The 14,285-nt window shown below is 32.6% G+C and carries 15 protein-coding genes and 1 tRNA gene; 2 read left to right on the top strand and 14 right to left on the bottom strand.

Annotated elements, in window-relative coordinates; genetic code table 11:
- Positions 1–2: 2 nt before the first annotated feature.
- The 8 genes from PHO70_01590 to PHO70_01555 form a co-directional block, all read right to left on the bottom strand.
- Positions 3–893 (bottom strand): metal ABC transporter substrate-binding protein, encoded by an 891-nt coding sequence (locus PHO70_01590; protein ID MDD5431665.1) that lies wholly within the window; start codon positions 891–893, stop codon positions 3–5.
- A 253-nt stretch (positions 894–1,146) separates the two neighbouring features.
- A tRNA-Gln gene (locus PHO70_01585) sits at positions 1,147–1,221 on the bottom strand.
- 14 nt (positions 1,222–1,235) lie between these two features.
- Positions 1,236–2,306: a site-specific integrase gene (locus tag PHO70_01580; GenBank protein ID MDD5431664.1), complete on the bottom strand. Its 1,071-nt coding sequence runs from the start codon at positions 2,304–2,306 to the stop codon at positions 1,236–1,238.
- A 76-nt stretch (positions 2,307–2,382) separates the two neighbouring features.
- Positions 2,383–2,568 (bottom strand): helix-turn-helix domain-containing protein, encoded by a 186-nt coding sequence (locus PHO70_01575; protein ID MDD5431663.1) that lies wholly within the window; start codon positions 2,566–2,568, stop codon positions 2,383–2,385.
- A 9-nt stretch (positions 2,569–2,577) separates the two neighbouring features.
- Positions 2,578–2,850, bottom strand: coding sequence for a hypothetical protein (locus tag PHO70_01570; protein ID MDD5431662.1), 273 nt, complete (start codon positions 2,848–2,850; stop codon positions 2,578–2,580).
- A gap of 40 nt (positions 2,851–2,890) precedes the next feature.
- Complete coding sequence (locus PHO70_01565) at positions 2,891–3,619, bottom strand: hypothetical protein (GenBank protein ID MDD5431661.1); 729 nt, start codon at positions 3,617–3,619, stop codon at positions 2,891–2,893.
- A 127-nt stretch (positions 3,620–3,746) separates the two neighbouring features.
- Positions 3,747–4,352 (bottom strand): hypothetical protein, encoded by a 606-nt coding sequence (locus PHO70_01560; protein ID MDD5431660.1) that lies wholly within the window; start codon positions 4,350–4,352, stop codon positions 3,747–3,749.
- A 503-nt stretch (positions 4,353–4,855) separates the two neighbouring features.
- Positions 4,856–5,749, bottom strand: coding sequence for a PEP-CTERM sorting domain-containing protein (locus PHO70_01555; protein ID MDD5431659.1), 894 nt, complete (start codon positions 5,747–5,749; stop codon positions 4,856–4,858).
- 151 nt (positions 5,750–5,900) lie between these two features.
- On the opposite strand from PHO70_01555, the gene PHO70_01550 reads away from it, so the two are divergent.
- Positions 5,901–6,116 carry a helix-turn-helix transcriptional regulator gene (locus PHO70_01550; GenBank protein ID MDD5431658.1) on the top strand — a complete coding sequence of 72 codons (216 nt, stop codon included), beginning with the start codon at positions 5,901–5,903 and terminating at the stop codon, positions 6,114–6,116.
- Between the two features lie 17 nt (positions 6,117–6,133).
- Here PHO70_01550 and PHO70_01545 read toward each other — a convergent pair whose 3' ends face one another.
- From PHO70_01545 to PHO70_01520, 6 genes are all read right to left on the bottom strand, one after another.
- The gene (locus PHO70_01545) at positions 6,134–6,787 is read right to left on the bottom strand and encodes a hypothetical protein (GenBank protein ID MDD5431657.1); all 654 of its coding nucleotides are present in this window, start codon (positions 6,785–6,787) and stop codon (positions 6,134–6,136) included.
- A 55-nt stretch (positions 6,788–6,842) separates the two neighbouring features.
- Entirely contained in the window at positions 6,843–7,703 is an 861-nt protein-coding gene (locus PHO70_01540) for a hypothetical protein (protein ID MDD5431656.1), read from the bottom strand.
- A 373-nt stretch (positions 7,704–8,076) separates the two neighbouring features.
- Positions 8,077–8,661, bottom strand: coding sequence for a hypothetical protein (locus PHO70_01535; protein MDD5431655.1), 585 nt, complete (start codon positions 8,659–8,661; stop codon positions 8,077–8,079).
- Positions 8,658–11,018, bottom strand: a complete 2,361-nt coding sequence (locus PHO70_01530; GenBank protein ID MDD5431654.1) for a DEAD/DEAH box helicase family protein — start codon at positions 11,016–11,018, stop codon at positions 8,658–8,660. The genes PHO70_01535 and PHO70_01530 overlap by 4 nt, the downstream gene beginning before the upstream one ends.
- 3 nt (positions 11,019–11,021) lie before the next feature.
- Entirely contained in the window at positions 11,022–12,695 is a 1,674-nt protein-coding gene (locus PHO70_01525) for a site-specific DNA-methyltransferase (protein ID MDD5431653.1), read from the bottom strand.
- Positions 12,696–12,697: 2 nt separating this feature from the next.
- Positions 12,698–12,877: a helix-turn-helix transcriptional regulator gene (locus PHO70_01520; protein MDD5431652.1), complete on the bottom strand. Its 180-nt coding sequence runs from the start codon at positions 12,875–12,877 to the stop codon at positions 12,698–12,700.
- Between the two features lie 479 nt (positions 12,878–13,356).
- Here PHO70_01520 and PHO70_01515 point away from each other — a divergent pair, with 479 nt between their 5' ends.
- On the top strand, positions 13,357–14,241 hold the full coding sequence (locus tag PHO70_01515; GenBank protein MDD5431651.1) for a hypothetical protein: 885 nt from the start codon (positions 13,357–13,359) through the stop codon (positions 14,239–14,241).
- The last annotated feature ends 44 nt before the right edge of the window (positions 14,242–14,285 follow it).

Genomic DNA, 14,285 nt, shown 5'->3' with positions numbered 1-14,285 from the left:
ATCTATCGTAAAGCTTGTTTTAAAATCTTTAAGTTATTTTCCATAATATCTAAATAGGCATCATAATCATCGGGGCCGATAACAACCGGATCAAGGATATAAATTGAAGCCTTGGTTTCTTTTGCAATAGTTTTGGCAACGGAAGCTGGATACTGCGGTTCCACAAACAATGGAACAACATTATGCTTTCTTACTATCTCTATCGTATCAGCAAGTTCCTTGGCACTTGGTTCGCTTCCGGGCTCCCTTTCTACAACAGCAATAATGTTAAAACCGAACTCTTCGGAGAAATAAGGGAATGCTTCGTGGAATGTAATTATCGCTCTTGCCTTAAATTCCGCTAATTCAGAATGCATCTTTTCACGTAACACTTCAAGCTTTGCAACATACTCAATTGTGTTTTTATCGTAAAGCTCTTTATGAGCCGGGTCAAATTCTCCCAAGGCCTTGCCTAAAATTTTTGCTTGGCTTATTGAATTAGATATGCTCACCCAAACATGGGAATTATATTCCCCGCTTAAACCTTTAATCAATGGTATATCCTTAGATAAATCTACAATTTTAAGATTAGGGTAGCCGTTTACAATTTTATCCAAAAAAGACTCCGCCCCTGCGCCATTAGCAACAAAAACCTGCGCATCAGCTAATTTCCTCATATCATTGGTTGATACTGTATAGTCATGAAGGCAACCTGTCATTGGCGGAGTGAAATTTTGAACTAAAACCCCTGGAACATCCCTTGCAACATTTTTAGCCAAAATATAAACAGGATAGAATGAAGTAACTACCTTAATCCCCTTTATTTCTGCTGCTTTGGCGTCTAAGATAGAGCAGAAACTAGTGAATAAACAAAGGGCTGTGAAAAAACTAATTATCTTTCGTCTAATTTTCATTTGTTTAATTATACCACTTCCATTTTAAAGTTGTAAATAAAAAGCTCTGCAACATATTCTGTTACAGAGCTCAAAATAAAACTCGTTTACTAAACTTTGGCTGCCCCGCATGGAATTTAATGAGCGGACAACTTATGGAACGAGCGAAGCGAGCGACATAAGTTGTAGTAAAGCGCCCGCGAATTAATCCCTGTTGAGCCGAAGGCTCAACAGGGACGAACCACATCTACAAGAACAGCTCAAGTATTAACTTTGGCTGCCCCGCATGGAATCGAACCATGATAGTCAGATCCAGAATCTGAAGTCCTACCAATTAGACGACAGGGCAAAATCATTATAACTTTATGTAGTTAAGACTGTTGCGAGCCTGGTGTTTTCTGGCACTTTTGCTTCATTAACCTCTGGTGACCAAAAAGTGTCTATCCGCTCGCCTAAAACATCAACTGCTCGCTTCTTATGGTCAGGAGATAGGTGGCTGTATCTCAAAGTCATTTCTAGAGACTTATGACCTAAAAGCTCCCTAACCGTGTTTAAATCTACTCCAGACATTACTAGCTGAGAAGCAAAGGTATGTCTCAAATCATGGAATCGAAAGTTAATTATACCTGCCTTTTCTAGTGCTGTAAAGAATGATTTTCTTATGTTTTGTAAGGGTCTACCGTCTTTACCACAGAATATATACGGGCTATCAACATGCTTCTTAACTTTGATTAAAGCCGTCTTTGCTGCCTCATTCATTGGTATTTCTCTTTTGCTATTGTTCTTAGTCTTTAAAAGATAAATTATGTCTCTTTTGAAATCAATATCGTGCCATTTAAGATTGAGTATCTCCCCTTTTCTCATTCCTGTGTTTAGAGCAACTATGACTATAGGCTTTATATTCCCACTGCAATACTCAAAAAACTTTATAATTTCTTCTTTTTCAAGATAACGAGTTCTCTGATTATCCTCTGGAAAGAATTTTACACTATTAACTGGATTCACGCCATTAAACTTACCCCAAGCAATAGCTTTATTGAAGATTGATTTTAATCTTGCTAAAGCTCTATTTACTGTAGCGGGCTTCACTTCTTTTACCCTCTCTACCTTGAATCTTTCAACTAGTAAAGGTGTAATTTCATGAAGGCATACTCCATCAAAAAATGATTTCAACCTGTTAAGATTATGCAAATCTGCTTTCCATGACCTATTATTAGGCTTAGAATAAACCTCTAAATACTCATTAGCAAAATCGTCAAATTTTATCTTCTTTTCTCGTTTTATATCTAGAAACTTACCTTCTGCAACCTGAACTTTACGCTTTTGTAATACAGTTTCAGCAAGCTTCTTACTAGTACCTATCTTTTCACGCTTACGTATGCCATTTGCATAATAATCTATATACCAGTTATCTTTTCTTAAATAAATACCCATACTATTCTCCTATTAATTTCTTCAAGTTATTGACTTCTGCTTTATTCCTTGGATGGTTACATAACCATATAGAAAGTCAAGATAATTCCCTTATTCTTTTATCTTTAAGCCAATTCTCGATTTCTTGTAAATCAAACTTAACTGTCCTACCTATTTTTAAGTATGGAATCTTTTTACGGCATACCCATACATAGAGAGTACCTACAGCAAATCCTAAGTATTCTGCCAATTCCTCCACATTTAAAAATCTTTTAACAATCATTTTAAATAGTTACTCCTTAAAACGATGCTTTATCTCTTTCTTATGCTTAGAACCTATATCTGTAAAAAAGATAGAGTTAGTACTTGTCTTCACTAAATTTCTTTTACCTTGAAGCTCTGCTACTAATTTCTCGTGCTCAGATGGTAGACCATCTGACTTATCAGCCAAGATTGATTCAAACATTGGACAATAAACAATTATTATTTGTTGCCATTGCTTGCATTTTCCGACACACTGTCTACACTTAAAATTTACACCATACAATAAAGTTTTACTTCGCATTTCTAATCTCCTTCAATAATATAAATGTTATACATATGTATTAAATTGAATCCGTTTGTTCATGAGATGCATACTCAGATGGGGGCTTCCAGGGTAAGAATCTGTATCCATTAGCCTCAACTGAAAAACTTCCTTTTTTCCCTTTGACAACTATCTCTATAATGCCCTCACTGATTAAATCTTTTATTCTTCTGTTTATTGCCATTATCTCTATAGTATGTCCATCATTATCTCTTATTAAATCCGAGATACTTTTATGTCCAATAAAGATTACTTCACCTAAACCTTTTTTCATTTGGTATTGTCTTAGGTTTTTTGTGATTAAATACATAACGTAGCCATTTGTTCCTTTGTATCTTGTTTCCAAAAACTTTACTAATTCATCTATCTTAAAAGGCGGATCCTCTGTAGCTTTTCTACCCAAATAGACTCTTTGCTTATTGAACAAACACCTATCTTCTCCTATGCAATAGTCCTTTAAAGCCCGACAACCGACTTTCATGGTCTTGCCTTTTGTCTCTTTCTTGTCTACCCAATCAATGTAGTCTAATAACTGTCTTTTTTGTTCTTTATAAGGCAATACTTTCTCGCATTTTTTATTCCATGCTAATAGCATCCCCTTTATTTCCGTTGATTCATAATTGAGCCTCTTAAGCTCAACAATTATTGCGTGTCTCATTTTCTTAAATTCGCTTCCTCTCTCTGCTCCGTTTTCGTAATAGTACCTTACGCAGTCTCTAAGATTTTCTAGACTTCTCTTACTTTCCATCGCATTCCTCCTTGATATAAAATGTTGAACAAATAAAAAACCTGTGTCTTTTGAACACAGGTTTCATTTTACTAAATGTTGGGTATTTTTACGCTAAGCCAAGAAAATTAGTTTTGCGTGAAAAAAATTATTTTTTGTTGCAATCTTTTATAATCCTCCTGATGGTGGCAAAGCTCCAGTAATATTTTTCTGCAGTTTCTGAATCATCCGGAAACATCGAATCCACTTTCTTTGTTAATCTATCGGATAATATGTTTATGGGTAAAGGTCTCTTTTTTTGAATACCCTTAAACTCTTTAACTATAAAAGCTCTAAGTATCTTAGTAGTCTCATCAGTTTTCTTAATTTTACCCCTAGTTTCTTTAAGTACACCTATCTGCCTCAGTAAATCCTTTATAGGCTTGAGATACTTGGGAGAGTTAATTACTAAGTCGGCATTCATAACGTTATTTATCAAGAATTCGGGAGATGCTATAATTTTCTTTCCATATGCATCAAGAAAATAACGAATCGCTTTCTTATCGTAAGGATAGATTATTTTACTCCCAGTAAATATAGCACAGTGATAACTTATATGCTCTTGATATTCCCCTGCAGAAGTAGCTACAGCATGCTTACTCATAATTTTCTTTCCTGGGCTATTGAATAAGAAGAATTTATTCTCTTTATTCACATAAACATACTTTACTGCTCCCCATTTTAACAGCTGTCTTAATTCAAAATTGGTGCACATAGTTTTTCCTTACATAATAAAAACAAATCTTAACCATTTATCCTTCTTAAGATAATTAATTATATCATATTTTTTAATGGCGAGATGGGTATAATTTAGCTTATAAATCTAAGTCATGCCATTCAATACGACTGCATATCTATGTCTTTTATACTCTAAATCCAATAAATGTGGTCTATTTAAGGCTTTTTCAAGATAAAAACTGTTTTTCTTGAAAAATTAGGGGAGTTTACAGATGATATAAGACTTTTGACTAGATTTTACGTCTAACTAGCGAGATTATCGCACGGAGAAAAATGCTATTTTTAATAACACAGGAATGATTGCGGCGAACAAACTTAGAAATGCCTATCAAATATCTCTTAATTTTTCAATAAAATAATAAAATTAGCATTGTTAGTTGACAACCTAACAAGAAGCAGCATAAGCGTCATTAATATTCCAAATATGCGTTATTATCCCAAATACAATAAAATAACATGCCCTAATAAAGTTACGAATACTTATACTTTTTTTCTTCTTTTTAAGATTCTAATTATCAAACCACCCATACCAAAGAGTAAAAATGAAGCGGGCTCAGGAGTAACTGTCGCTTTATATATCTCATAGTCATTGCCATCAAACTGCATCCATACAATCTTATCCCCGTAGATTTCCGGTGAATAGTTATCATAATCACCTGCGGTAAGATACTTTCCGTTATAAACAATCTGCCAATGATTCCCGTCATTTTCCATCCAAACTATATCTTCCCCATATATTTTAGGGGCCACTTTATTATTATTCCCACTAGTGACAAGATTACCATTCTTGTAAATCTGCCAACAATTATTTGCATTATCCCAGCTCTGCCATACAATATTGCTCTCAAAAATATCTGGGTGGTCATCAGCAGTATCATTATTTGATATATTTGCGCCATTAAAATATATTTCTGCTCCTGACTCTGGCTTAGCGAGAGAACGATTCGTCCAAACAATATTATTCCCATAAATAGATGGATTTAAATTATATTCGTTATTTGAATTAGTAATTTTTGTACCATTGAGAAAGATATCGTAAGTTGAAGACCACACAACATTACCACTATTCATAACTGGATTTCCTATAATATCTCCGGGATTGGTTATAGGTACACCATTTTTATATATTCTGCGATAATAAGGATACTGCTGATCCATGCCTGTCCATGCGATATTGCTACCAAAAATCACGGGCATAGTATCATCTTTTTTATTGTTAGTTACCTCAATACTATTTAAATAAATCTCATAGTTGCTTCTTACTTTATCCCAATGCTGCCATACCACATTATCTTCGTATATATCAGGAAATTTATCATTGACATCGTTATCTGTTAATTTAACAATATTAAAGTCAGATGCCGATGCATTCATAGTTACAGAAGTTGCCAACAGAATCATTAACAATAATAGTTTTTTCACTTTTTACCTCCAACTGTCATAAACAACGGTTAATTATTGAATTATTATACACCCTACTATAGTTAGGTGTCAAGAGATAATTCACCGTGGCATAATACGGTGTATGGAGACTAATATAAGACTAAAATTGGGTAAGAGAATTAAAGAATTGAGATTGAAGCTAGGTCTTACTCAGGAGAAACTTTCTGAGTTAGCTCAAATTGATTATAAGTACTTGCAACGTATCGAAGGAAAAAATCCACCTGCTTTAAAGATTGATACTATTGAAAAACTTGCTAAAGCGTTAAAGGTAAAACCTGCCGAGCTGTTAAAATTTTAATTGTTAAATGTCTACCTTTATTTCTTTTTCTTCTTTTTTAACTTTTTTTCTAATCCTTGGTATGGAATTGTTATACTAACATAATTGAATTCGTCTATTGCTTTAGCAAAAGTTTTCCCATTATCCTTAAAAGTTACATTGTAAAAAAGCTTTGACATATCTTGTAAAAATTGAATATAGCCTTTGCCATCGGTATTATACTTTTTATAAACCATATAGCTATTTTTGTATATTTCGAGCTCTTGATAATGCTTTTTAGGCTTTTCCCCTCGGATATAGCGGTCCCACATAATAAATAGTTTTCTGTTATAGAGATGCATAATTTTTGAAGCACCTGTGGCTTTAATTGCAGAAAATGAAGATAAAGTATTATATATTTTTTCAATATCATTACCTTGTTTTTTAAAATCGATACTCCTTAATTCCTCATTTTGGATATTATAAAACTCGGGAGTAATGGCTTCAAGGGCTCTCCTAAAGCTATTAATATCGAGTTCTTTTACAACATAACGAAAATAAGCAAAATTCCATGTAGCAAGTATCAAAAGACATGCCTCAACCTTAAAGTTGTTATTAAGAAGATTTACTGCCATCTCATAAAAACTTCCCCCTTCTTCTAAAACAGGAAATCTTGAAATTGTATCATTAAAAAATTTATCTGCAATCATCATATATCTGCTTACAATAAAGCTTAGACCATTGGTCGATTTTTTCTTGTTTGGCCATTTATTTAACGTTACTCCAACTCCTAAACTCTTGTAATTCTCTAGTTTGCGATTCAGAATTATAACCAATATAATATGTAGAATACATCTTAGGAATCCAGGGGGTTAAAAATTTATTGGTTAGCCCTTTATATTTGATAGCCCAATATATAATAATGAAATTGTCTCCATTTCTTACTCCTGATATCCCACCACTTCCCATTTGCGTTTTTAATGTCTCCATTAGATTGTCTTCATTTGGATAAATAAGCTGTGAGTTTCTTAAAAAATAGTCGAACATATCATTATTAACTTCTATCTTTCCTACAAGCAATTTTCCGTTATATTTTAGAATATTATCTCTGGACAATTTCTTACTCCACGAATCTAAAAAACTGACGACTTCAGATTGAGTAGCATTTGGAAACTTATAAAAATAATCTGCCAACAAATTAGTAGTCTCACGACATACTTTATTCCTTAAGTCTAGAAAATATTCATTAAGGTACTGCTCTAACAATTGTTTATTATCATTCTTTAGTTTTTCTTTAAGCAGGTCTTTATTTAAACTCATAACTATAACTCTAAAATTAACTACAGAATAATCCAGTGCTGGTTTATTACCATAATTCTTTATTTTGAACCAAGATTCAAACCAATCTGTATTTTGCATTTCTAGCCAAGCAACCCGTTCTATACCCACGAATGGTCTATTAACTAATTCAACATTGCTATATGTAAGGTATAAAGATATCAATGCTACCGCTGCTAAAATCCAAGCAGTAGGATTTTCTCGAACATCAGCACAAAACCTCTTTTTTTTGGGCCTAATCCAATTGTATTTTTTCTTTGTGTTAATAGCGGATAATTGTTTTTTATTCATTTCTTCCTTAATGTCTTTAGTAGTATTGACTTCTTCGTTCTCAAGATGTATCGGGTTACACTCCCTTTGCCAATTCTCTTAAGAACTTTTCGCTTTAGCATCTCGTTATAAAATACAATTGCTTGATCATAAGTAACGTTGGCGATTCTTCTCAAAATACAGTTAGTTACAAACTCATGATTCTTCAGGTATTTAAGAGTAATTAGTTTAATATAGATTAATCCTTCCTCCGAAAGTCTACTCTGGAATTTTTGGACAAACTGATAATTTTGTTTTCTACGCTGGCTCATCTCCCCCCCCAATGTCCTTAGTATCCCCTATCACCGACTTTTCATTGTGTCCACTTTTTCGGGGAAATTCTTAGAAGGAAAATTTATTTTCTAGTCTTTTTGTTTTCTATATATTTTCGATAAATTGCAAGAAAGGTAGTTTTATCTACATCATAACGATTCCTTGGAAATCCTATTTTATAAACAAATACATCTAAATCTTCAGCTACCTTATCTTCCAAATAATACATTATCCATTTAAATTTATAAGTAAATAATAATAAAACCTGAACAAAAATTCTAATACAACCATTTAATTTAGGAGGAGGATAACATATATTATCAATGTCACATCTCAAAATACACACAAACAGTAATTCCTGTTGTTCAGTATTTAATTTAGAACCAACGCAATACTTATATAAATCATCTACATCTAATGGAGATGGATTGCATATTATACTATCATTATTAAATTTAATATTTCTATAGCCGCAGAATAAATCCAGGAAATCCTTTGCTTCTTGCTCTAGAGATATTCGTTTAAATAATTCATTGAATAAAAAAAGGTCTGTAATCTGAACCTTATTATGCCATATTAAATAGTCATTCTCAGCCTTACTCCCTTTTTTAAAGATTAGCTTGTTTTTACCAAAAATATATGCTTTATCAAATATGATCTTACTCATTTCTCAAATACTTCCTCTAATCTAATCCATTTATTATTCGATTCCGTTTGATCATTATATTCTAAAGAATTACAGTAATAGAAAATGCCATTCGCAAACTTAACTATTCCGCCAATATAATTTTTGCCCAATTCTTTTATTTTCTCTGCTAACCCACTCGCACGTCCTTCTGTATTAAGCGTTCTTCCCGCCTTTGTATCAAATATTCCAACCCTACCATCTTTTAACTTAATTATCCAATCTGGATAAAAAAGCCTTTCCTTTTGCTCTGCAGTATTGAAATATCTTAAAGAAAAATAATCTTTGCCAATATCACCATTTTTAAACCACCAAGAAAGATATTTTGATTTTGAATCTATATATTTAATGAATTTTTGTTCATTTTCTCTTCCAGCATAATCTTTTTTGATAAAACACTGTTCCAAAACACACAGATCTTGGTCTATTTCTTCGTAATCTTCTGTAAATAGATATTCATCTTGAATAGTAAACATTAATCTCTCTTTTTCCTGCTCTTGTTCTCGACGTTTTTCTAAAATTTTATTTAGGATTGGCCTGTAATCTTTTAATGCTTGAGTAATGGCTGGTTTAAATTTACTACCTGCTCCCTCCATAATATCGCTAATAAATACTCGATAGTAAAAATTGCTCTCTTCTCCAAAAATATCTTTAAGCCAAATACGAATGGCTGATTTAAGAGGACTCCAGGATCTAGCAATATTTGAGATCTTAGCATCTTCGTCTGTCTGCTCTTTGAGTATGTGGTATATCAAATAGTTGAAAAGTTTTTCTATATCATTCTGGGATATTTCAAAATCTATATCAGTTCCTTTCTTCTTAAAATCCATCGACATATTATCAAAATCCCTAAACTCTGCATTTACTACTAAACTATTATTTAATCTAGGGGTTAGTGGTACTCCAAGTTTTTGTTGTTTTTCAGATAGGAAATCTTTCTGTGAGATATAAAAATACTTATTCATTGTTTTAATAAAACTAAGCTGGAATTCAGATGAATAAGCAATATCTCCATAATCAATACGAGAAATAAATGCGGATTCTAATTTAAGATCCTTGACAGAATTCTTAAACTTAACCTTCAAAAGTGCACGATGAATACATGGCTTGTTTTTATTAGACTGGTCTGGAATTACTACTTCTTCTCTTCGGTAATTAGTAAATAAGAAACCTGTTCGCAACTCTGGGCTATTTTTATAGTCTCCTTTTTTATCAGGCTCAGGCATTCTCAAAATTCTACCAACTGTTTGTACGTAGAAAGTAGGAGAGGTTATTTCTCTAAACATTACCAACACATGGGCCCGAGGACAATCCCAACCAGTTCCTGCAGCCTGCTTAAAAAGCATAAAATCTATACTGCTATTATTATCACTAATAAAATCGAGATTCTTTCTATGGCTGTCAAACCATAAAGCAATCTGATTCTCGTGCACTCCTTTTTCTTTTAAATATTCAAGCACGATTTCCTCTTTAGTCTTTTCTTTCCGCTCCCGCAATTCTTTATCATCATTAGGTAACTGAATCAACATCAAAGGGTTTACGTTTTTGCTTAATTTTTCAAATTGTTTTCTTAAATTACTTCTTTTATCAAATCCCAAATCAAGCAGTACTTTATCTAAATCTTCACCCTTATGTTTTCTTAACTCTTCATTAGTTTGAATGACTATCTTCTCTTTAATTAAACCCTCTTCTACTACTTTATCCCGAGGCACTTCAACAAAACTATTTATCCTGTATGCCAAAAGTTCAATTTCTTGATCTGGAGTTGCTGTTACATGTATAATTATACGTGGATCTATATAATCAATAATTTGTTGTGCCAAATCTTTTGTTACATGAGTATGGGCCTCATCAATAATAAGAATTATTTCTCGGTTATCAGAATGGGTGGCATCAATAAAATCTTCAAAATACACCCCTGTCTCTTTCCGCATTATTTCTTCTTCGGGACGCCTCAAAACCCTATCTTCCGCCTTTCTTGAAACCACTTTTTGCCAATTGAGGAATAGAATATCGTTTTTGTACAACTTCCCCTGATTGATATCATCTACTGTTAATAATCTGTTTTCTAAAGTATTCTCGAAGTACTTTTCAAATTTATATTTACTTTGCATTGCAAGATCATCACTAAACGTAATCCAAACGAAAGCTTTATCGTAATCCCAATTAGGTAAATGATTTAGTCCACGAATGCAATGTGCTAACATAAAAGTCTTACCGCTTCCCGTAGGAGATTTAAATACCAACGGCATTTGTCGATCTTCCCTATTCCAAATGAGCAAAATTCTCGATAATAGATCTTCTACTGCCTCTTCTTGAAAATTAAGTGGATTAAACATAGTTTAATGAAGATTGTAAATTTCTTTGTATATTGCCAATATTGGTAGCGGTATATTTTTTACAGTAACGTTATTACAGTGAGAAAATTCATCAATAAATTCACCTTGTCCCCAACTAAAAACGTAAACAGTAACTAAACTCTTAAGTTTTTCTACCCTTTTGACAAACTCATCGAACTTGTTCAACTCTTCTCTAAAGTAGACACCAGTATAATGTTCATTAGCATTACTCTTTGTTTTAAAGAATTGATAATGCCTATTTTTTGATACTTTATAAAGTGTATTCTCTGCCACTGCTAATAACTCACCCGCATGATACGCTAATTCTACTTTGTCTTCATCTATCACTCTTTTGATATTATGTTTGCCAATAAAATTAGTCTTATAATATTTTAGTGAATTCCCCAAACCTTTTACTTTTTCGCCATCTGGATTTAGATAGCCATTAATAACCTTCTTAATTCTTGGATAGCATATTTTTTGGCAAATATTATTCTCATTATCAGTACATACGATAAACTGCCTCTCCCCATTATCTACTTCATTTAATTCTAAGACGGCCTGCGCTGTAGTACCGCTCCCCGCAAAAAAATCTAAGACTATATGATTCTTTGAAGATGCTATCTCTAATAGCTGCCTAATTAAAGATGTTGGCTTGGGAGTATCAAAAATTTCTCTATTTCCAAAGAAATCATACAGTTCATCTTTCGCTGTAGCTAGACTACCGGCGTCTAACAATAAATTATAAAATACATTTTCTGATTCCTCATAATCCTTAGGTCTCTTTATTATATAAACTTTACTTTTCTTATAATCAAAATAAATTCTTCCTTGTTCTATGGCTTTCTTAGCGTTCTTTTCGCCGATAGTCCATCTCATATTTGTCCCAGGGAAAAATTTCTTTTTAGTCTTTGGATCAACAATTGGGAACTGCATCGTTTTTCTTTCATAGCCACCAAGGTTAGTTTTTTCAATACCTTCTAAGTTATAAGGCCCTTTCCCATCTTTATGCTTGTATACCCTTTCGATAGTTCTATAATTAAAAATGCCTGGTTTTTTATTTTTAAAATAACACAAAATATACTCAGTAAGATTTCCTATTATTCTTTCTGTATTCCCTGCGCCTCCCTTCTTTTTCCAGATAAAGGACTCAAAGTTATCTTCTCCAAATATTTCGTCACACAAAAGTTTAAGTTGGGAAATTTCATTATTGTCAATACTGATAAAAATCACTCCTGTTTCTTTTAAGAGTGTTTTTGCTAGTTCTAGGCGCTTTTTCATAAACGAAAGCCAATAACTATGCCGAAACGGGTTATCCTTAGGAACTGGACTCCCGTCTGGATATCTATCCAGTATCCTTTTATCTTTGTATACAAAACCATCATTCCCAGTATTGTATGGCGGATCAATATAAATAAAGTCTATCTTTTCTCTATGTGTATAATTCAAGCAGGTAAGAGCGTGGTAGTTGTCGCCTTCAATTAAAATGTGGGTGGGCTTGGTATCATTATTTATAATTTCATTGCCTTCTGCTTCTTTTAAAATAGGCAATTTGTTTTCAACATCATCTTCAAATGCCTCTGGAACATCAATCCAATTTAAGCCATAGCGCTGTTCTTTTACCGCCTTCTTTAACCTCTCTATTTCCTTTTTTAATTCCAAGATTTCTTCGTTCATGTTTACCTATTATTTTTTGACAATAATTTCTCTATGTGATAACTTTGTATCTTGTTTGGCTCAGTCTTTCTATTAAACCACCTATTCACCGTAACAAAAGAAACTCCCAAAAGCTTTGCAAGTGCCTGCTGGGAGATCTTATGCTCTAACCGGTAAGTGTCTAGCTTCTGGACTAAATCCATATTAACATTTTATATCATCTTATAAATAGAATCAACTTTTATCTCTGATTTTCAGTACGTTTAATAGGTGTTTTAAATCCTTCGCGGAAAGCTTATCAGCATATTTAAGGCCACAATCATATCGCAGGAATTGATACAACCGGATTATAGCCTTTGTTTCTTGGACTAGCTTCTTGGTAGGTTTCATCTTCGCCACCCCCTACTAACAATAGACGAAGGAATTGGAAAAATCTAACACGATATTTTGTAATTAAATCGTTTTGTTTGTATTAAAATAGCTCAAATGCGGGCTAATAACTTAATGTACAAATCCTCCTAATTGGAAGCTTGAAACCATCGAAAGAATCGCCCAAGCATTAGACGTTCCCCTGTTCCAATTAATTAATTTTTAATAGAACCAAGAAATTACTAAATGGTTTCCCAGAAAATAAACCCATATTAAATCTAGATAATATTCATATTTGTGATAAATTTATGTTATGGAAATTATTGTTGAAATAGGAACTGCTGAACAGAAAGAATTGATTAAACAAGAATTGGAAATTATTAAAACTGTTTGTTCAAATCTTACCCCCCCTACTCAAGTAATCTGTATTATTGTCCCCGAAAACTTTGATAATAAAGTTAACGAGATTCAGAATACAATCCATTACAAATCGACAAGGGAAAACCATCGTGCTGTAGCAAAAACTATCATTACCGTTAGAGGTATATACCTAGTTTTTTCAGGACTATTATATACCGAAACGTATGATAATCTTAAGCGGCTACAATTTTATCTCCACGAATTGATACATGCCATTAATAAACAACGATTTCCTGCCTTAGAAAAGAATGTGCATTCTGTTAAAACATACTTACTTAATCTATACATTTTATTTGATGAATACTATGCAAATAGAAAATCTTTTGAAATAGTAGATAACCTATTCCCTCAAACATCTACAAAACATAAACATGGTAATAGAACAGAATTAAAACTATTGATAAAACCATTGATTGCCGATTCAAAACATTACGATAAAATTAAGCTTGAGATTGGAAAATTTCGAGTTCATGGTCAAATAAACCAATTCTTAAATAATACTGAGTGTAATTTTGATGAAGTTTCTAAAGCAATAGTTCATTCATATTCCTACATTGACCACTATCCAAAATTTAAAAGATTCGAACGATTCTTACTAAAATCAAGATTTGTTAATAATAAAACTTTAAATTTATTAAATTATTATCGGAAAAAATTTAATGAAAACAATACTGATTTGTCTGACGGAGTTAATTTAATGATTTGTTTTATGGAGAATTTTGGGATACGATTTGAGGATACTACTCAAGGTATTTATTGCCATGTTATTGATATTTAACCAACTAATATTTAGAATCAAAATTACAAGCGTTAAATAGCAAC

It is taken from the genome of Candidatus Omnitrophota bacterium (assembly GCA_028715415.1).
Taxonomy (GTDB): Bacteria; Omnitrophota; Gorgyraeia; order Gygaellales; family Profunditerraquicolaceae; genus JAQURX01.
This window is presented reverse-complemented; position numbering and strand designations above follow the sequence as displayed.

Coding starts and splice junctions, on each gene's coding strand:
- PHO70_01540 (MDD5431656.1), bottom strand. CDS start 7,703: ATGAATAAAAAACAATTATCCGCTATTAACACAAAGAAAAAATACAAT.
- PHO70_01535 (MDD5431655.1), bottom strand. CDS start 8,661: ATGAGTAAGATCATATTTGATAAAGCATATATTTTTGGTAAAAACAAG.
- PHO70_01545 (MDD5431657.1), bottom strand. CDS start 6,787: ATGATGATTGCAGATAAATTTTTTAATGATACAATTTCAAGATTTCCT.
- PHO70_01530 (MDD5431654.1), bottom strand. CDS start 11,018: ATGTTTAATCCACTTAATTTTCAAGAAGAGGCAGTAGAAGATCTATTA.
- PHO70_01520 (MDD5431652.1), bottom strand. CDS start 12,877: ATGGATTTAGTCCAGAAGCTAGACACTTACCGGTTAGAGCATAAGATC.
- PHO70_01590 (MDD5431665.1), bottom strand. CDS start 893: ATGAAAATTAGACGAAAGATAATTAGTTTTTTCACAGCCCTTTGTTTA.
- PHO70_01580 (MDD5431664.1), bottom strand. CDS start 2,306: ATGGGTATTTATTTAAGAAAAGATAACTGGTATATAGATTATTATGCA.
- PHO70_01550 (MDD5431658.1), top strand. CDS start 5,901: ATGGAGACTAATATAAGACTAAAATTGGGTAAGAGAATTAAAGAATTG.
- PHO70_01570 (MDD5431662.1), bottom strand. CDS start 2,850: ATGCGAAGTAAAACTTTATTGTATGGTGTAAATTTTAAGTGTAGACAG.
- PHO70_01525 (MDD5431653.1), bottom strand. CDS start 12,695: ATGAACGAAGAAATCTTGGAATTAAAAAAGGAAATAGAGAGGTTAAAG.
- PHO70_01565 (MDD5431661.1), bottom strand. CDS start 3,619: ATGGAAAGTAAGAGAAGTCTAGAAAATCTTAGAGACTGCGTAAGGTAC.
- PHO70_01555 (MDD5431659.1), bottom strand. CDS start 5,749: ATGAATGCATCGGCATCTGACTTTAATATTGTTAAATTAACAGATAAC.
- PHO70_01560 (MDD5431660.1), bottom strand. CDS start 4,352: ATGTGCACCAATTTTGAATTAAGACAGCTGTTAAAATGGGGAGCAGTA.
- PHO70_01515 (MDD5431651.1), top strand. CDS start 13,357: ATGGAAATTATTGTTGAAATAGGAACTGCTGAACAGAAAGAATTGATT.
- PHO70_01575 (MDD5431663.1), bottom strand. CDS start 2,568: ATGATTGTTAAAAGATTTTTAAATGTGGAGGAATTGGCAGAATACTTA.